The sequence below is a fragment of the Pseudonocardia spirodelae genome, from assembly GCF_037727765.1.
Taxonomy (GTDB): domain Bacteria; phylum Actinomycetota; class Actinomycetes; order Mycobacteriales; family Pseudonocardiaceae; genus Pseudonocardia; species Pseudonocardia spirodelae.
Window position 1 is genome coordinate 311,500 of the sequence record NZ_JBBJUP010000003.1, and the last position, 18,721, is coordinate 330,220.

General features: G+C 75.2%; 13 protein-coding genes. 7 read left to right on the top strand and 6 right to left on the bottom strand.

Annotated features, from left to right (window positions below; translation table 11 throughout):
* Window positions 1–2 precede the first annotated feature (2 nt).
* Entirely contained in the window at window positions 3–2,534 is a 2,532-nt protein-coding gene (gene glgP, locus WJX68_RS05545) for an alpha-glucan family phosphorylase (RefSeq protein WP_340286625.1), read from the bottom strand.
* A 269-nt stretch (window positions 2,535–2,803) separates the two neighbouring features.
* On the opposite strand from glgP, the gene WJX68_RS05550 reads away from it, so the two are divergent.
* A complete protein-coding gene (locus WJX68_RS05550) occupies window positions 2,804–4,795 on the top strand; it encodes an alpha-1,4-glucan--maltose-1-phosphate maltosyltransferase (RefSeq protein WP_340286627.1) in 1,992 nt (663 codons plus the stop codon).
* Between the two features lie 81 nt (window positions 4,796–4,876).
* On the opposite strand, the gene treS is transcribed toward WJX68_RS05550, so the two are convergent.
* Window positions 4,877–7,210 (bottom strand): maltose alpha-D-glucosyltransferase, encoded by a 2,334-nt coding sequence (treS, locus tag WJX68_RS05555; protein ID WP_340286629.1) that lies wholly within the window; start codon window positions 7,208–7,210, stop codon window positions 4,877–4,879.
* A 335-nt stretch (window positions 7,211–7,545) separates the two neighbouring features.
* Here treS and WJX68_RS05560 point away from each other — a divergent pair, with 335 nt between their 5' ends.
* The 6 genes from WJX68_RS05560 (at window position 7,546) to glgB (ending at window position 15,564) form a co-directional block, all read left to right on the top strand.
* The gene (locus tag WJX68_RS05560) at window positions 7,546–8,913 is read left to right on the top strand and encodes a maltokinase N-terminal cap-like domain-containing protein (protein ID WP_340286631.1); all 1,368 of its coding nucleotides are present in this window, start codon (window positions 7,546–7,548) and stop codon (window positions 8,911–8,913) included.
* Between the two features lie 163 nt (window positions 8,914–9,076).
* Window positions 9,077–9,724 carry a DedA family protein gene (locus tag WJX68_RS05565; protein WP_340286633.1) on the top strand — a complete coding sequence of 216 codons (648 nt, stop codon included), beginning with the start codon at window positions 9,077–9,079 and terminating at the stop codon, window positions 9,722–9,724.
* Entirely contained in the window at window positions 9,712–10,959 is a 1,248-nt protein-coding gene (locus WJX68_RS05570) for a glycosyltransferase (RefSeq protein ID WP_340286635.1), read from the top strand. Before WJX68_RS05565 ends, WJX68_RS05570 begins: the two co-directional genes overlap by 13 nt.
* Window positions 10,956–11,804 (top strand): alpha/beta fold hydrolase, encoded by an 849-nt coding sequence (locus tag WJX68_RS05575; RefSeq protein ID WP_340286637.1) that lies wholly within the window; start codon window positions 10,956–10,958, stop codon window positions 11,802–11,804. Before WJX68_RS05570 ends, WJX68_RS05575 begins: the two co-directional genes overlap by 4 nt.
* Window positions 11,801–12,901, top strand: a complete 1,101-nt coding sequence (locus tag WJX68_RS05580) for a glycosyltransferase family 4 protein (protein WP_340286639.1) — start codon at window positions 11,801–11,803, stop codon at window positions 12,899–12,901. Before WJX68_RS05575 ends, WJX68_RS05580 begins: the two co-directional genes overlap by 4 nt.
* A 101-nt stretch (window positions 12,902–13,002) precedes the next feature.
* Window positions 13,003–15,564, top strand: coding sequence for a 1,4-alpha-glucan branching protein GlgB (gene glgB / locus WJX68_RS05585; RefSeq protein ID WP_340286670.1), 2,562 nt, complete (start codon window positions 13,003–13,005; stop codon window positions 15,562–15,564).
* Between the two features lie 41 nt (window positions 15,565–15,605).
* On the opposite strand, the gene WJX68_RS05590 is transcribed toward glgB, so the two are convergent.
* The 4 genes from WJX68_RS05590 to WJX68_RS05605 all read right to left on the bottom strand — a co-directional run.
* Window positions 15,606–15,737: a hypothetical protein gene (locus tag WJX68_RS05590; RefSeq protein ID WP_340286640.1), complete on the bottom strand. Its 132-nt coding sequence runs from the start codon at window positions 15,735–15,737 to the stop codon at window positions 15,606–15,608.
* A gap of 6 nt (window positions 15,738–15,743) precedes the next feature.
* On the bottom strand, window positions 15,744–17,003 hold the full coding sequence (locus WJX68_RS05595; RefSeq protein ID WP_340286642.1) for an MFS transporter: 1,260 nt from the start codon (window positions 17,001–17,003) through the stop codon (window positions 15,744–15,746).
* 43 nt (window positions 17,004–17,046) lie between these two features.
* Window positions 17,047–18,255: a glycosyltransferase family 87 protein gene (locus WJX68_RS05600; protein WP_340286644.1), complete on the bottom strand. Its 1,209-nt coding sequence runs from the start codon at window positions 18,253–18,255 to the stop codon at window positions 17,047–17,049.
* A gap of 67 nt (window positions 18,256–18,322) precedes the next feature.
* A partial coding sequence (locus WJX68_RS05605) for a tetratricopeptide repeat protein (RefSeq protein ID WP_340286646.1) occupies window positions 18,323–18,721 on the bottom strand: 399 nt, incomplete at its 5' end.

The window sequence follows — 18,721 nt, forward strand, 5'->3', positions numbered from 1 at the left end:
CGCTACCCGGCCAGCACGATCCGGCCCAGCTCCACCGACGACGCCAGCTGCGGGTGCTGCGGCAGCACGCGGACCGTGTAGCCGGTCAGCCCCGCGTGCGGCAGCGGCACCGCGACCTCCCAGGTCCCGTCTCCGCGGTGCTCCATCGCGACGGTGACCGGGTCGGCGAGCTCGTCGGTGTCGTCGACCCGCCCGACGACGGCCTCGACCGTCACGTCCGACGGGTCCAGACCGGCCAGCTCCACCCCGGCGCGCACGGTCATCGGCGACCCCACGACGGGCGTGTCCGGCAGCCCGGTCGCGTCGACGCCGGTGATCCGCACGTGGTTCCAGGCCTTGTTCAGCCGGGCCCGGAACTGGGCGATGTCGCGGGCCGCGGCGTAGTCCCCGGCGGCGGCGGCCGCGGCCGCACCGGCGGCCGGGACGTACCAGTCCTGCACGTACTCGCGCACCATCCGGGTGGCCTGCACCTTCGGGCGCAGCGTGGTCAGCGTGTGGCGGACCATCTCCACCCAGCGGTGCGGGACGCCGTCGACGCGGTCGTAGAACGCCGGGCCGACCTGGGTCGCGATGAGCTCGTAGAGCGCGTTGGCCTCCAGGTCGTCGCGCCGGGTCGGGTCCTCGACGCCGTCGGCGGTGGGGATCGCCCAGCCGTTGGCGCCGTCGTAGAACTCGTCCCACCAGCCGTCGCGGATGGACAGGTTGAGCCCGCCGTTGAGCGCGGACTTCATGCCCGACGTGCCGCAGGCCTCCAGCGGGCGCAGCGGGTTGTTGAGCCAGACGTCGCAGCCCCAGTACAGGTAGCGGGCCATGGACATGTCGTAGTCGGGCAGGAAGACGATGCGGTGGCGCACGCCGGCGTCGTCGGCGAAGCGCACGATCTGCTGGATCAGCGCCTTGCCGCCGTCGTCGGCGGGGTGCGACTTGCCCGCGACGACGAGCTGCACCGGCCGGTGCGGGTCGAGCAGCAGGCTGCGCAGCCGGTCCGCGTCGCGCAGCATCAGGGTCAGCCGCTTGTAGGTCGGCACCCGGCGTGCGAAGCCGACGGTGAGCACGTCGCGGTCGAAGACGTGGTCGGTCCAGCCCAGCTCCGGCTCGGACGCGCCGCGCTCCAGCCACGCCGCGCGCACCCGGCGGCGCACCTCGTCGACCAGCCGCGAGCGCAGGGTGTTGCGCAGCGCCCACACGTCGGCGTCGGTGACCTCGCGGGCCGGGCCGTCCGGCGAGCCGACCAGCTCCGCGACCTGGCCGGCCTCCCAGGTGGGCCCGTGGACACCGTTGGTGACCGACCCGATCGGCACCTCGTCGCGGTCGAAGCCGGCCCACAGCCCGCCGAACATCTCGCGGGACACGATGCCGTGCAGCTGCGAGACGCCGTTCGCGCGCTGGGCCAGGCGCAGGCCCATGTGCGCCATGTTGAACGTCTCGGGGTCCTCCTCCGCGCCGAGCGCGAGCAGCCGGTCGGTCGGCAGGCCCGGCAGCAGCCGGTCGGTGAGGTAGTGCCGGACGAGGTCGAGGCCGAAGCGGTCGATGCCGGCGGGCACCGGGGTGTGGGTGGTGAACACGGTGCCGGCGCGGACGGCGGCCAGCGCCTCGTCGAAGTCGAGCCCGCCGCCGTCGTCGGTGCACAGCTCGCGGATCCGCTCGCAGCCGAGGAACCCGGCGTGTCCCTCGTTGGTGTGGAAGACCTCCGGCACCGGGTGCCCGGTGACCCGGCAGAACGCGCGGACCGCGCGCACGCCGCCGACGCCGATGAGGATCTCCTGCTGGATGCGGTGGTTCTGGTCGCCGCCGTAGAGGCGGTCGGTGACCCCGCGCAGGTCGGTCCCGCCGTCGGCGCCGGCGTTCTCCTCGATGTCGGTGTCGAGCAGCAGCAGCGGCACCCGGCCGACCGAGGCCTGCCAGATCCGCGCGTGCAGGGTGCGGTCGCCGGGCATCGCGACACCCACGAGCTCGGGGGCGCCGGAGTCGTCGGTCAGCAGCTGCAGCGGCAGTCCCTGCGGGTCGATCGCCGGGTAGTGCTCCAGCTGCCAGCCGTCGAGCGAGAGCGACTGGCGGAAGTAGCCCGACCGGTAGAGCAGGCCCACCGCGACCAGCGGCACGCCCAGGTCGGACGCGGCCTTGAGGTGGTCGCCGGCGAGCACGCCGAGTCCGCCGGAGTAGTTCGGCAGCACCTCGGAGACGCCGAACTCCATCGAGAAGTACGCGATGGCGCCGGGGCCGGCGGGCCCGCCCTGCTCGGCCTGGTACCAGCGCGGCTCGGACAGGTAGGTCGCCAGCTCGTCGGCCCGCTCGGCGACCTCGGCGGCCACCGACTCGTCGGCGGCGAGCTCGGCCAGGCGCGCGGTGGGGATCTCCCCGAGCAGCCGGACCGGGTCCTGGCCGCTGGCCTCCCAGGCGCGGGGGTCGAGCGAGGCGAACAGGTCGCGGGTCGGGGCGTGCCAGGTCCACCGCAGGTTCGTCGCCAGTGTCTGCAGCGGCGCGAGCGGGGCGGGGAGCTGGGCACGGACGGTGAAACGGCGGAGGGCTCTCACGGCGGCGAGGGTAGCCGGGAGGGGCGACACGCGTGCGGTGTCCCGACCGGCCCGGACCGGGTGTCACCGGTAGGGTCGTGCTGCCGCGGGTCCGACCGGGTCCGTGCACGTCGGATCGGTTCCGTACCGGTCGGGCACGTGCCCGTCCCGGTCCGTTCACACCGATGGTCCCGCGGGTGTGGCGGCACGTGGCGTGGCGGCGTCAGACTGACCGTCCCAGCTCTCGCGAGACTTCCTACCGACGGTGACAATTCCTGGGGGTGCAGCCGATGACCGGTCGGCTCGGAATCGACGACGTGACCCCGTTCGTGGAGAGCGGCGACCCGGCCAAGGCCGTGGTCGGTGAGGTCGTCCCGATCCGGGCGACCGTGTGGCGGGAGGGGCACGACGCCGTCGCGGCGAACGTGGTCTTCACACCGCTCTCCGCCGACGGGACACCGGGCGACGCGCAGTACGTCCGGATGCAGCCCGACGGGGCCGGCACCGACCGGTTCGTCGCCTGGGTCCGCCCGGACGCCGAGGGCCGCTGGAGCTTCCGCGTCGACGCCTGGAGCGACCCGTGGGCGACCTGGCGCTCGGGCGTGGAGAAGAAGATCGCCGCCGGGCAGACCGCGGAGGAGCTGGCCAACGACCTGGAGGTCGGCGCGCGGCTGCTCGCCCGCGTCGGGCGCCGGCCCGCCGAGAAGGACAGCCGGGACCTGCTGCTGGGCGCCGCGAACACCCTGCGCGACACGGCGCTGCCGCTGCGCGCGCGGGTCGCCCCCGCCCTGTTCGACGCCGTCGTCGCGATCATGACCGAGCGCCCGGTGCGCGAGCTCATCACCCGCGGCCCCGAGCGGACGATCTTCGTCGACCGCACCCGGGCGCTCTACGGCTCCTGGTACGAGTTCTTCCCCCGCTCCACCGGCGGCCGCGACGAGACCGGCCGCCCGGTCCACGGCACGCTGGCCACCTCGACCAAGGAGCTCGACCGCGTCGCGCGGATGGGCTTCGACGTCGTCTACCTCCCGCCGATCCACCCCGTCGGCACGGTGCACCGCAAGGGCCGCAACAACTCCACCCACGCCGAGCCGGGCGACGTCGGCTCCCCGTGGGCGATCGGCTCCGCCGCGGGCGGGCACGACGCCATCGACCCCGAGCTCGGCGACTTCGACGACTTCGACGCGTTCGTCGCCCGCGCCCGCGACCTCGGCCTGGAGGTCGCGCTGGACCTGGCGCTGCAGTGCGCGCCGGACCACCCGTGGGTCACCCGGCACCCGGAGTGGTTCACCGTCCGCCCCGACGGCACCATCGCCTACGCGGAGAACCCGCCGAAGCGCTACCAGGACATCTACCCGCTCAACTTCGACCGCGACCCGGCCGGCATCTACGCCGAGTGCCTGCGCGTCGTCCTCAAGTGGGTCGAGCACGGCGTCACGATCTTCCGGGTCGACAACCCGCACACCAAGCCGCCGAACTTCTGGCACTGGCTGATCTGGGAGGTCAAGCGGACCCACCCGGAGGTGCTGTTCCTGGCCGAGGCGTTCACCCGCCCGGCCCGGCTGTTCGGGCTCGCGCGGCTGGGCTTCACCCAGTCCTACACCTACTTCACCTGGCGGACGGAGAAGGAGGAGCTCGCCGACTTCGCGACGATGCACGCCGAGCACGCCGACGAGTGCCGCCCGAACCTGTTCACCAACACCCCGGACATCCTCCACGAGTCGCTGCAGACCGGCGGCCCGGCGATGTTCGCCATCCGCGCGACGCTGGCCGCGACCATGGCCCCCACCTGGGGCGTCTACTCCGGCTTCGAGCTGTACGAGGGCACCCCGGTCAAGCCGGGCAGCGAGGAGTACCTCGACTCGGAGAAGTACGAGCTGCGCCCGCGCGACTTCTCCTCCGCCCTCAACCAGGGCCGGTCGCTGGAGCCGTACCTGACCCGGCTCAACGAGATCCGGCGCGCGCACCCGGCGCTGCAGCAGCTGCGCGAGATCCACTTCCACGAGGTCGACAACGACCGCGTCATCGCGTTCTCGAAGCTCGACCCGGCCACCGGCGACCAGGTCCTGGTCGTCTGCACGCTGGACTCGTCGTCCCCGCAGCAGGGCACGATCAAGCTGGACATGCCGGCGCTCGGGCTGCGCTACACCGACGTCGTCGAGGTCCACGACGAGGTGTCCGGCGAGACCTACCGCTGGGGCGAGTACAACTTCGTGCGCCTCGTGCCGACCGACCACGTGGCGCACGTGATCACGCTGCCGCGGCGCGAGCCGCTGGTCTGAGTCCCGCCCGCACGACCGGGCCCCCCGTACGGACGGTGCGTACGGGGGCCCGTCCGTGTGCCGGGGCGGCGGGGCCGTCCGTCAGCCGGCGGCGGGCTCCTCGGCCTCGGGGGCCTCGAGCATCACGGCGGTCGCGCGGAACGGGGGCATGTCGATCCGGAACCCGTTGAGGTCGTCGACGGTGCCGAGGACCTCGCCGGAGAACAGGTCGGTCACCGTGGAGCCGGGCGGCAGGTGCTCGGAGCGCACGAACGCGTCGACGTGCTCGTCGGCGAAGTTCAGCACGGTCGCGCTGGTCCGGCCGTCGTCGAGGGCGTGAACCATGACGAGCAGGCCGCGGTGCGACACGTCGGGCACGTCGACCTGGCGGGCGGTCGCGACCCCGCAGCGCTTGCGGACGGCGAGGATCGCCTGCATCTGCCGGACGAAGCTCGTCTCGTCGGTCAACTGCTCGGGCAGCGGGCCGTAGAGGCTGCGCCCGCGCGGCATGCCCGACGACGACCGGGTCGCCTCGGGCCGGTGGCCCATCAGGTCGTGCGCGGGCCGCGATATCCACCGGGTGTCGCCGGAGGCCAGCAGGTCGCTCACCGCGTCCGGGGGCAGCGTGAGCATCCCGAGCAGGTCCCAGCCCGACAGCGCGAACACCCCGGGCTGGAACGCGTTGAACATGACCAGCAGCAGGTGCACCCGCCGGATCCGCTCCACCTCGGCCGGGCCGATGTCGTCGAGCGCGGAGATACCCAGCGACGCCGCGATGACCGTCGCGCTGGTGCAGGCGATGCCGTTCGTGGTGAAGATCAGGTTGTACGGCGCGTCCGGGCCGGTCAGCGTCTCGCAGAGGTCCCGGCGGATCGCGTCGGCGAGGTCGCCGCCGCGCACGTCCTCCCCGCGGAAGTGGAACAGCTCGTCGGTGTGCCCGGCCGTCCAGTGCACCAGCTCGTAGGTGAGCTCGTCGTGGTTCTGCAGGGCGTGCACCAGCGACGCCGGGTCGACGCCCAGGTCCAGCGCGGTGCGCAGGGTCAGCCGCAGGAACTCGGTGTCCGAGGTCGCGAGCGCGTGGTGGTAGGCGGGACGGTTGATGAAGTCGTAGGACAGGTCCGCGCCGGCCTCGGAGGTGACCTTGATGTCGTCGACGGTCAGGTTCAGCTCCTGGAAGGTGAACCCGCCGACCTTGCGCACCATGCTGGCGATGAGGTGGTTCGCCGCCTCGGACAGCGGGTGGCCCTCCGACCAGCCGGGCATCCCGCCGCCCGCCTTCTCGACGCCGAGGAAGCCGTTGGCGTCCAGGCGCAGCGCGCCCGAGCCGAGGTCGGCCAGCGAGTGCAGCGCGTCGCCGATGACCATCCGCATCCCGGCGAAGGTCGGGTCCAGCCAGTTCACCGACGGCTGGCCGTCCTTGAAGTAGTGCAGGTAGACCCAGCGCCGCACGACCCCGTCGACGCCGGTGACCTCGCAGGTCGCCGACCAGTTGGTCTCCTTGACGCCCTCCCGGTAGAAGATCACCCGCTGCAGCCGGCCGACGATGTAGCCGGCCTTCTCCAGGGCCTCCTCGGTGGTGGCGTCGAGGTTGACCGAGTCCTTCCCGGGCGGGACGTCGGGCAGCATCCCCCAGTCGGACTGCTCGATCTCGACCATGTGGTAGATGCCGGGGTAGTCGCCGTAGGCGAGCTCGGCGAGCCGGAAGTCCGGGCCCTTGCCGGTGTGGCCGGGCACGATGTCGTCGATGATCGTGCCGCCGTGCCAGGTGGCGGTCGCGCACATCGCCCGGAACTCGTCCTCGGTGCCGAAGGCCGGGTCGAGCTCGTTGGAGATGCGGTCGAAGTGGCCGTCCACACTGGGGGTCGGCTGCCAGCCGGACAGCCCGCCGGCCTTCTTCACCGGTCCGGTGTGGACGCCCTCGATGCCGATGGTCTCGAACGCCTCCCACAGCGACTCGTCGCCGAGCGCGCCGAGGAAGGACTCCCCCGACGCGGTGATCAGCGAGATCGGGTAGGCGGTGAACCACACCGACGCCGTCTCCACCGCGTGCCGGGGGCCGGGGCTGGCGAACGGGTTCTGCCACATCGAGCCCTGCCCGGAGAACTGGCGGGACAGCTCGTCGGCGTGGCCGAGCATCGACTGCGACAGCAGCCAGGACACGTAGACCGGGTTCTCCCCCGACGCCGGACCGTCCTGGGACACCGAGCGCCGCCGCACCGTGGACCGCACCCGGGCGCGGTGGCGCAGCGTGCGGGGGCGGGCCTCGTGGAAGTACTCGGCGAAGTTGACGTCCGGCGGGTCCGGGACGTGCTCGGCCTCGGCCGGTACGGGTTCGACGGCGGCGAGCGGGTCGGCCGGGGGCACCCGGGGCGGCGCCGGTGCGGCCGCCTCCGGGATCGTCGGGGGGATCTCGGCCATCGGCTCTCGCTCGGTCACGCCGCCGGTCCTCCGGGTCGCAGTCGGGGCAGGTGGGGGCGCACGGCACGGCGCCCGCGAGCACCGCACGCAGTGCGTACGGCACCGTCGCGGATGCGCGCGGCACCGCGTCCAGTATGGGTTTCCGGGCACCGGGATGCCCGGCGGAGTGTGGTCACCGCCCGTGACCAACGGGTGGTCGGACCGACACGGACAGTACCAGCGGCGCGCCGTCACACCCGGCCGGGTCGCGGGCCCGGGGATAGGGTTCGGCGCATGCCGATCGTGCGGCGCCGACCGGCGTCGCGGCGGCATGTCGGCACCGGGCGGACGTCCCGGTGGGAGGGGGACGACGCGTGCGGCCGAGCGGGGCATCCGACGACCTGGCCGAGCTCGGGGACCTGCTGCGGGGCTGGCTGCCCGGGCGTCGCTGGTTCGCCGAGAAGGGCCGCCCGCTGACCGGTGTCGCCCCGGCCGCCCGGCACCCGCTGCCGGTGCCCGAGGGCCTGGCCGCACTGGAGCTGCTCGTGCTCGCCGTCTCCTTCGCCGACGGCCCCGACCGCCACTACCAGCTGCTGCTCGCCCGGGCCGGGCACGCGCCGGTGGGTGCGGTGCCGATCGGCGAGCAGGACGGCACCGTCCTCTACGACGGGCTGCACGACCCCGCCGTCACCGCGATGCTGCTGCGGCTGATCGCCGAGGGCGCGACGCGGGGCGCGCTGTCGTTCGTGCCCGAGCCGGGCGCGCGGCTGCCGCTGGACGAGACCGGGCTGGTCGTCGACGCCGAGCAGTCCAACACCTCCGTGCGCTGGGGCGAGCGCTCGATCCTCAAGGTCTACCGGCGCCTGACGCCCGGCCCGAACCCCGACCTGGAGCTGCACCGGGCGCTGCGGGCGGCCGGGTCGACCTCGGTCGCGGCGCTGCAGGGCGGCATCGAGGGCGTCCTCGACGGCGAGCCCGCCACCGTCGCGCTGCTGCAGGAGTTCGCCGCCGGCTCGCACGACGGCTGGGAGCGCGCCACCGACGCCGTCCGCTCCGGGACCGGCTTCACCGGCGAGGCCCGTGCGCTGGGCGAGGCGCTGGCCGACGTGCACGTCGCGCTGCGCGAGCAGCTCGGCTCCGCCGAGGCCGACCCGCGCGCGCTGGCCGCGTACTGGACGGGGCGCTGCGAGTCCGTCGCGGCGCAGGTGCCGGTCCTCGCCCCGCACGTCCCGGCGATCCGCGCGGTCTACGACGAGGTCGCCGCCCTGGGCGCCCCGGTGCGGGTGCAGCGGGTGCACGGCGACCTGCACCTGGGCCAGACCCTGCGCCGCCCCGACGGCCGCTGGCTGATCATCGACTTCGAGGGCGAGCCGGCCGCGACGCCGGCCGAGCGCCGGGCACCGGACTCGGCGGTCCGCGACGTCGTCGGGATGCTCTTCTCCTTCGACTACGCCGCGTTCCACCACCTGCTGACCCGCTCGGGCGGCGGCGACACGCCCGGCGCAGATCTCGGTTCGGACACCGCCGAGGCACGCCTGGCTCACGACTGGTCGGCCGCGAACCGCGACGCGTTCTGCGCCGGCTACGCCGCCCGCGCCGGGGAGGACCCGCGCGCGCACGCCGCGCTGCTGCGCGCCTACGAACTGGACAAGGCCGTCTACCAGGTGCTCTACGAGACCCGCAGCCGTCCGACCTGGCTGCCGATCCCGCTCACCGCGATCGAGCGGGCCACCGCGCCGTAGCACGTCCGGGCCGCCGGGGACACCCGGTGGTCACCGGAGCTTCCGCCCGTCGACGCCGGGGCGACGCCGGACTCCCCGGGCGGCGGGCCGCGGGATCGTGGAATCCTCCCGACCAGGAGGACACCGTGAGACCACGCCGCAGCGCGCACCGCCGGGACCAGCCGTGACGGCGACCGGTGTGCTCGGGCTGGACGGGCTCGACGGCGTCCTGGGCCTCGCCGCGCGCCCCGACGGCGGCACGGTCGGCGTGACGCTGGCCGTCATCGCGCTCGGGGTGCTCGCCGAGGGACCGGTCGTGACCGTGATCGCCGGCTCGCTGGCCGGGGCGGGGCTGCTCGACTGGTGGCAGGTGTGGCTGGTGGCGTGCGCGGCCGACGTCGTCGCCGACACCGTCTTCTACGTCCTGGGCCGCGGAGGGCGCCGGCCGCGGATCGCTCCGCTGCTGGTCCGGCTGGGTCTGACCGAGCGCCGGTGGGCGCTGCTGCGCGCGAAGGTGGGGGGCCGTCCGGGGCGCGTGGTGCTGGGCGCGAAACTGGTCGACGTCGGCGCGATCCCCGCGTTCCTGGCCATCGGCCTGGCCGGGGTCCCGTACCGGCGGTTCGTGGCCTGGGTGGTCCCGCTGACCGCGGCGCGCGCCGCGCTGCTGGTGGGCATCGGCTGGGTGGTCGGGGGCCGGTTCACCGCGGAGCTGGTCGACCGGCCGTGGATCATCGTGGCGGTGGGTCTGGGCGTCGGCCTGGTGCTCGTGGCCGGGCGCGCGCTGTGGCAGCGCGCGACCACCTCGCGGAAGGAGAACGTGTGCGCGTCCTGATCGGGGCCGACACCTGGGCACCGGACGTCAACGGGGCCAGCTACGCCGGGCAGCGCCTGGCCGCCGAGCTGGCCGCCCGCGGGCACGAGGTGCACGTCGTCGCACCGGCCCGCGGCCTGCGCAGCCGTCCGGCGCGCCGGGTGGGGCCGGTGACCGAGCACCGGGTGCGGTCCTGCCGTGTCCCCAAGCCGCCGGACTTCCGGCTCTGCCCGCCCCCGGGCCTGCGGCAGACCTGCCGGGCGATCCTGCGCCGGGTGCGGCCCGACGTCGTCCACGTGCAGAGCCACATGGTGCTGGGCCGGATGCTGCTCACCGCGGCCGCCGACCTGGGCATCCCGTCGATGGCGACCACCCACATGATCCCGGAGAACATCATCCCGGCGATCAGCTTCCTGCACCTGCCCGAGTCCGGGCTCAAGAAGCTGTTCTGGTGGGACGCGGTACGCGTGCTGAGCCGGGCCGGGCTGGTCACCGCACCGACGCCGCTGGCCGCGTCGATGGCCGAGCAGGGCGGGGTCCCCGGCCCGGTGCTGCCGGTCTCCAACGGCCTGGACCTGTCCCGTTTCCGCCCCGACACCACCGGCCGTGGTCCCGCGTTCCGCGCCCGGCACGGCATCGCCGCCGACGTGCCGCTCGTCGGCTTCGTCGGGCGGCTGGACCGGGAGAAGCACGTCGAGGAGATCGTGCGGGCCACGGCGCTGCTGCGCGCCGGTGCAGTCCCGGACGCCCGGCTGGTCGTCGTCGGCGACGGCGAGGAGCGGGCCCGGCTCGGTGCACTGGTCCGCGACCGGCACCTGGAGCACGCGGTCACCTTCACCGGCCGGCTCACCGACGACGAGATCCCCGACGTCTACCCCGCGCTGGACGTGTTCGTGAACGCCGGGACCGCGGAGCTGCAGAGCCTGGTCACGCTGGAGGCGATGGCGACCGGCAAGCCGGTCGTCGCGGTCGACGCGGGCGCGCTGCCGCACCTGGCCCGCCCCGGCGAGAACGGCTGGCGCTACCCGCACGGCGACGTCGCGGCCCTGGCCGACCGGCTGGCCCGGGTGCTGACCGACCCCGAGGGTGCCGTCGCGCTGGGCGCGGCGAGCCTGCGGATCGCCTCGGAGCACTCGCTGGCGACGACGGTGGACACCTTCGAGGAGCTGTACCGGACGAAGGCCCGCCCGGTCGTCCCGGTCCGGGCGTTCCGGTCGGCGCGCCGGGCCCGCCGGCACGCGGACGCGCGGCGGTGACCGCGACGCTCGCCGCGGGCCGCGAGGAGCTCGTCGACGGCGCCCGCACCGTCGTGCACACCCTCGGCGACCCCGGCGGGGCGCCGCTGCTGGCGCTGCACGGGCTGCGCGGCAGCCACCACGGGCTCGCCCCGCTGGCCTCGCACCTGGCCGGCTACCGGGTCGTCGTGCCGGACCTGCCCGGGTTCGGGGCGTCGCCGCCGTTCACCGACCGCCGCCACGACGTCGACGGCTACGCCCGCTGGGCCGCGGCCCTGCTCGCCTCGCTCGGTCCGGGCACGGTGCTGCTCGGGCACTCGTTCGGCTCGGTCGTCGCGGCCGCCGTCTGCGCCGCGGCCGCCACCACCCCGCGGGCGCTGGTGCTGGTCAACCCGATCGCCGAGCCCGCGTCGGCGGCCGGCGGCGTCACCGGCGCCGGGACCGCGGCCACCGCGCTGCTGCACTCCGGCGCGGCCCGCCTCGGCCTGGACGGGGTGCTGCGCAGCCGGCTGCTCGCCGACGCGGCGACGCTGTCGATGACCACCACCCGCGACCCGGCGCTTCGGCGCTGGATCACCGCCGAGCACCGGGCGCACTTCGGCACCTACGCGACGACGGAGTCCCTGCTGGAGTGCTTCCACGCCGCCGGCTCGGGGTCGGTACGGCCGTGGGCACCGCGGATCACGGTGCCCACGCTGCTGCTCGCCGGGGCCCGCGACCGGGTCGCGCCGCCCGCGGGGCAGCACGCGCTGGCCGCCGCGTTCGGCGACGCCCGGCTCGTCCTGCTGCCGCGCACCGGGCACCTCGTGCACTACGAGGCCCCGGCGTGGGCGGCGCGCGAGATCCGCGGTTTCCTTCCCCGGTGAGGGTGCTCGTCGACTGCCGCTACATCCGTCCCGGACGCCCGGACGGCATCGGCCGCTACACGACCGGGCTGGTCCGCGCCCTGGACCGGATCACCCCGGTCGAGCTGCTCGTGTCCGACCCGCGCCAGCGCGACGGGCTGCCCGACCGGCCCGCGCACACCCTGCCCGCCCCGACCGGGGCCGGGGAGCCGCTGGTGGCCCGGCACGTGAACCGGATCGTCGCGGGGTCGCCCGATGCGGTCGTCTTCACCCCGATGCAGACGATGGGCACGCTGCGGCGCCGCTACGCCGTCGTGCTGACCGTGCACGACCTCATCTACTACCGGCACCCGGCGCCGCCGCCGTGGCTGCCCGCGCCGGTGCGGGCGGTGTGGCGGGCCTACCACCTGTCCTGGTGGCCGCAGCGGCTGCTGCTGGCCGGGGCCGACGTCGTCGCCTGCGTGTCGCGCGCGACCGCCGGCCTGCTCGCCGAGCACCGGCTCACCCGCCGCGCGGTCGCCGTCGTCCCCGACGCCACCGACTTCCACCTGCCGCCCGGGACGCCGTCGCGGGCGCGCCCGCCGGGGAACCGGATCGTCTACGCGGGCTCGTTCATGCCCTACAAGGACGTCGCGACCCTGGCGCGCGCCGCGGCCCGGCTGCCCGGCCACGAGCTGCACCTGGTCTCCCCCGTCCCGCCGGGGGTCCGCGCGGAGCTGGAGCGCCTGGCCGCCCCGGCGCGCCCGGTCTTCCACGACGGCGTCGACGACGACGGCTACCGTGCCCTGCTCGACGGCGCCGTCGCGCTGGTCTCGGCCTCGCGCGACGAGGGCTTCGGGCTGCCGGTGCTGGAGGCGATGGCGCGGGGCTGCCCGGTCGTCGTGTCCGACATCCCCGCCTTCCGTGAGGTCGCCGGCGGGGCGGGCGTGTTCGTCGCACCGGGTGACGACGCCGGGTTCGCCGACGCCGTGCGCGGGCTCGACGAGGGCTGGGCGGCCCGCTCGGACGCGGTCCGCGCCCGGGCCGCGGAGCAGACCTGGGACGCCTCGGCGGCGGCGCTGCACACCGTCCTGGAGCGGGCGTCGGACCGGCACCGGGGCCGTCGCGGGGCCCGCTGAGCAGGCCCACTCACGCTCGACTGCGATCCGGCAACACTGTGCGACCGCGCGCGGCGGGCGACGGTCACGCGCAGTACGGTTCCGCGGTGACCTCCGATGAGCTGGCAGCGGACCGAGCCGCCCCCGCCGATGCGTACGCACCGGACCGGGCGACGACCGACCGGCTCCTGGGCGGTGCCCACCACGACCCCCACTCGGTGCTCGGCGCGCACCCGCACGCCGACGGCACCGTGGTCCGTGTCCTGCGGCCGCACGCCGTCTCCGTGGCCGTGCTGCCCAACGGCGACCGCGACCTGGCCTGCGAGCTGACCCGGGTGCACGACGCCGGGCTGTTCTCCGGCCTGGTCCCCGGCTCCGGCGGCGACTACCGGCTGCTCGTGACCTACGGCGACGGCGCCGGCGGCACGACCGAGCAGACCGTGGACGACCCGTACCGCTGGCTGCCGACGCTCGGCGACATGGACCTGCACCTCATCGGCGAGGGACGCCACGAACGGCTGTGGGACGTGCTCGGCGCACACGTCCGGGACTACGACACCGCCTCCGGGCCCGTCTCCGGGACCAGCTTCGCCGTGTGGGCGCCCAACGCCCGCGGCGTGCGCGTGACCGGTGACTTCGACGGCTGGGCGGGCTGGGCGCTGCCCCTGCGCTCGCTCGGCGGATCGGGCGTGTGGGAGGTGTTCCTGCCCGGCGTCGGCGTCGGCGCCCGCTACAAGTTCCGCATCCTCGGCCCGGACGGCCGCTGGCGCGACAAGGCCGACCCGATGGCCTTCGCGACCGAGATCCCGCCGCAGACGGCGTCGGTGGTGACCCGCGACGTCCACGAGTGGTCCGACGGCGAGTGGATGGAGGCCCGCGCGCGGCGCCGCCCGCACGAGGAGCCGATGAGCGTCTACGAGCTGCACCTCGGCTCCTGGGTGCCCGGGCTGGACTACCGCGAGATCGCCGAGCGCCTCGTCGCCTACCTGGACACCACCGGGTTCACCCACGTCGAGCTGCTGCCGGTGGCCGAGCACCCGTTCGGCGGGTCGTGGGGCTACCAGGTGACCTCGTACTACGCGCCGACCTCGCGCTTCGGCACCCCGGACGACTTCCGGTGGTTCGTCGACCGCCTGCACCGCGCCGGCTACGGCGTGATCGTCGACTGGGTGCCCGCGCACTTCCCGCGCGACGAGTGGGCGCTGGCCCGCTTCGACGGCACCGCCTGCTACGAGCACGCCGACCCGCGCCGCGGCGAGCAGCCCGACTGGGGCACGCTCGTGTTCGACTTCGGCCGCAACGAGGTGCGCAACTTCCTCGTCGCGAACGCGCTGTACTGGCTGGAGTCCTTCCACATCGACGGGCTGCGCGTCGACGCCGTCGCCTCGATGCTCTACCTCGACTACTCGCGCGCCGACGGCCAGTGGCTGCCGAACGTCCACGGGGGCCGCGAGAACCTCGACGCGGTGACGTTCCTGCAGGAGATGAACGCGACGGTCTACCGGGAGCACCCCGGCGTCGTGACCATCGCCGAGGAGTCCACCGCCTGGCCCGGCGTCACCCGGCCCACCTACATGGGCGGGCTCGGCTTCGGCCTGAAGTGGAACATGGGCTGGATGCACGACACGCTCGACTACACCGGGCGCGACCCCGTGCACCGCAGCTACCACCACAACCAGATGACGTTCTCGCTCATGTACGCCTTCAGCGAGAACTACGTCCTGCCGATCAGCCACGACGAGGTCGTGCACGGCAAGGGCTCGCTGTGGACGCGGATGCCCGGCGACGACTGGAACAAGGCCGCCGGGGTCCGGGCGCTGCTCGCCTACATGTGGGCGCACCCGGGCAAGCAGCTGCTGTTCATGGGCGGCGAGTTCGGCCAGCCCCGCGAGTGGTCCGAGCAGCGGTCGCTGGACTGGCACCTGCAGGCCGAGGACCCGCTGCACGGCGGGATCACCACGCTGGTCGGGGACCTGAACCGCACCTACCGCGCGCACTCCGCGCTGTGGTCGCGCGACACCACCCCGGAGGGCTTCGCCTGGATCGACGCCAACGACGCGCAGGGCAACGTGTTCTCGTTCCTGCGCCAGGGCGTCGACGCCGAGGGCCGTCCGACCGTGCTGGCCTGCGTCGCGAACTTCTCCGGCGCCCCGCGGGAGGACTACCGGGTCGGGCTGCCGTTCGCCGGGAACTGGACCGAGGTCGTCAACACCGACGCCTCGGCCTACGGCGGGTCCGGCGTGGGCAACCTGGGCCGGGTGCGGGCCGAGCAGGTCATGTGGCACGGCCAGCCGGCGTCGGGGGTGCTGCGGCTGCCCCCGTCGGGCGTGCTGTGGCTGGTCCCCGAGGACAGCGGCGGGCCGGTGCTGTCCACCCCGGCCGAGGACGCGGTGCCCACCGGGTCGGTCCCGCCGCCGCTGCCGACGGCCGCGCTGCCCGCCGAGCCGGAGGACACCGACGTCGAGGCGCCGGTGACCCCGGACGACGACCTGCGCGTCTCCGCCGCCCCGGTCACCGTGACCGACTCCGGTGCCGACTCCGGGACCGACGACACCGGGCCGGTCACGACCTCGGTCGCGCCCGCACCGGGCTCGGTCGGCACCCGTGCGGTGCGGACCGGGTCGTTCGTCACCGGCACCTCGGGCACCGGCGGCTCCGACACCGGGACGACCGCGCGGGACTGAACGCCCTGACGGCCCGCCGCGCCGTGCGGCGGGCCGGGCCGTCAGGGGCGGTCCTGCGGGTCCTCGGTGTCACGGACCGGCGGACCGGCCGCGTCGCCGTCGGGCGGCGGCACGGGGCGCGGGTCCGGGGCGGGGCGGGCGGGCTCGTCGTCGGCGACCCAGACGCGTGCCACCGCGGGTCACCCCGCGTGGCGCCGGTCGCCGGGCACGGCCAGTACCGCCACCGCGCCGAGCGCGGCGACCGCCCCGAAGGCGAAGAAGCCCCAGGGGTAGGCGATCCCCGCGGTCAGCAGCGCCCCGCCGAGCAGCGGGCCGCTGATCGCACCGAGCCGCCCGATCCCGCTGGCCGCGCCGAGCGCCGAGGCCCGCGCGTGGTCGGGGTAGTGCCGGCTGACGAAGGCGTAGACCAGCACCTGCGAGCTGAACACGAACACCCCGGCCAGCAGCACGCTGACGTAGATGCCGCCGCCGGGCAGCGGCACCGCGAGCAGGGCCAGGAACACCGCGGCCGCGGCGAACCAGCCGACGGTCGCGCGGCGCAGCCCGATCCGGTCCGCGATCCGCCCGGCGACGAGCAGGCCGGCGATCGCACCGAGGTTCAGCACGAGCAGCTGGGCCAGCGCGGCGTCGAGGCCGTAGCCGGCGACCCGCATGATCTGCGGCAGCCAGGTGTTGAGGCCGTAGACCAGCAGCAGGCCCATGAACGACGCGACCCAGAACGCCACCGACGCGCGCAGGTAGCCGTCGCGCACCAGCTGCGCGACCGGGTTGCGCGAGCGGGTCCGGTCCGGCGCCGGGTCCCGCGGGGCGGCGGGCGACGGCGCGGTGTCGGGCAGGTGGCGGGCGAGCAGCGGGACCAGCGCCAGCGCCGGGAGCGCGCCGAGCACGAACATCGGCCGCCAGCCCCAGTGGGGGATCACGAGGATCCCGAGCAGCGAGGTGGCGACGGCGCCGACGTGGTAGCCGGTCATCAGGATCGTCGTCGCGCTGCCCCCGCGGCCGGGACGGCTGTGCTCGTTCACCATCGCCAGCGCCACGGGCAGCACGCCGCCCAGGCCGAGGCCGGCGAGGAAGCGCAGCGCCCCGAAGGTCCACGGCCCGGTCGCGACCGCGCACAGCAGGGTCAGCACGGAGAACGAGACGACGGTCGCGAGCATCGCGCGGCGGCGGCCGACGAGGTCGGCGAGCGGGCCCGCCGACAGTGCACCGGCCATCACGCCGAGCAGCCCGGCCGTCGACACCAGTGAGGCCGACGCGGGCGTCAGGCCCCAGGCGGGTTCGTCGAGCAGCGACGGCAGCACCACGCCGAGGACGACGAGGTCGAAGCCCTCGAGGGCGACGGCAGACCAGCAGAGCGGGGCGACCCAGCCGGACCGGGGAGCGGGTCCGGTGGTCGCGGTGGGTCCGGGAACGGCGTCGGGTGAGGACGTGTCCGCCATCCGGGAGCCTCCTTGGATCTCGGGTGGCGCGGAGTGTGGGGGCTCAGACCGGAGCGCGGTGCAACTCTTCCGCAGAGCGGAAGGCCCTCCCGGGAACCGGCCCGACGGCGGGCCGCAGCAGCGACCACCACGTCGCCAGGAGCACCACCGTGTAGAGCGCCCGGCCCAGCGGGGTGGGCCACGCCCCGTCGGCCCACAGGTCCGACCAGCTCACCGGGACGACCGCGACGCACAGGATCGCGGCGACGACCCGGCGCCGGGTGTCGCCCGCCCGCCCGGACGCGACGAGCAGCAGCAGCCCCGGCCACAGCAGCAGCAGGTAGTTGTGCCAGGCGATGGGCGCGGCGAGCAGGCCGGTCGCGAGGACGGCGAACAGCGCGGTGCCGTCGGGGGCGGTGCCCGCGGCGGCGGTGGCCCCGTGGCGGGCGGTGCGCCGGGCCAGGTGGACGAGCGTCCCGACGAGCAGGACGGCGCCGACGGCCGTCCCCAGCCCGGTGGGGATGCCCCAGCGCAGCGCCTGCCCGGGCAGCGAGGCGTTGTCCGGGGTCGGCCCGACCGGCTCGGACAGGGCCATGACCAGCCACTGGGTCGCCGTCGGCCAGCCGGCGACGGCGACGCCGGCGAGGGTCGCGAGCGCCGCGGCGACGATCCCGGTCACGAAGGGCCGCACGCGGCGCTGCGCCAGTGCCAGCAGCAGCACCGGTGCGAGCGAGGGCTTCAGCGCGACGGTGACGCCGAAGCACGTGGCCGCGAGCAGCGGGTGCCCGCGGCGCTCGGCGAGCCAGCTGGCGGTGAGCCCGGCCAGCAGGAGCGGGTAGATCTGGCCCAGCAGCAGGGTGCCGTGCAGCGGCGACGACGCGAGCACCGCACCGAGCCCGGCGGCGGTCCAGCGCGGGCCCAGCCGCAGCTCGCGGCACACCAGCAGCACGGACCCGGCGACGAGCAGCACCGACAGCGCGGTCAGCACGCGGTAGCCGGTGACCGGGTCCAGCAGGCCCAGCGGCACCAGCAGCACCGACAGCAGCGGCGGGTTGAGGTTGTGCAGCGCCGCCCCGGTGTCGTAGATCGCCGCGCTGCCCGGCCCGCGCACCGCGAGCGCGTGCGCCGAGCGCCAGAAGGTGTCGAAGTCGACGTGCATCCGGGCGACGTCGGTCGCCGGGATCCAGCGCAGCAGCGGCGGCCCGCCGAGGACGAACAGCAGCGCCGCCGTCACCAGCGAGGCGACGGCGACGACCGGCGCCGCGGTGCGCACCGCACGACGGAGGCCGGCGGCGCGGAGCCCGGCCGCGGGCCGGCCCCTCATCGGCTGGCGGTCCGGCTCAGAACAGGGCGCGGGCGAGCGCGCGCCGGGCCGTGCTGACCCGCGGGTCGTCGGCCGGGAACAGCTCGAACAGCCCGACCAGGTGCTCGCGGGCGCGGTCGCGGTCCTCCCCCGCGGTGCGGGCGACGGTGTTCACGAGCCGGCTGAAGGCGGCCTCGACGCGGTCGCCCGCCATCTCCGCGTCGGCGGCGGCGAGCTGGGCGTCGACGTCGTCGGGCGCGGCGTCGGCCCGGTCGATCGCCGACGGGTCGGCCTGCTCGGCGCGGGCCAGGAAGCGGACCTGGGCCAGCGCGGCCTTCGCCTGCTCGTGGGCGGGCTCGGCGTCCTGGACGGCCTGGTAGGCGGCCTCGGCGGCCGCGTAGTCGCCCTGCTCCAGGGCGTCCTCGGCGGCGGTGAA

What these genes read in the sequence shown, in the direction of transcription:
- WJX68_RS05550 (WP_340286627.1), top strand. Translation starts at nt 2,804, where the DNA reads ATGACCGGTCGGCTCGGAATCGACGACGTGACCCCGTTCGTGGAGAGC.
- WJX68_RS05595 (WP_340286642.1), bottom strand. Translation starts at nt 17,003, where the DNA reads ATGGCGGACACGTCCTCACCCGACGCCGTTCCCGGACCCACCGCGACC.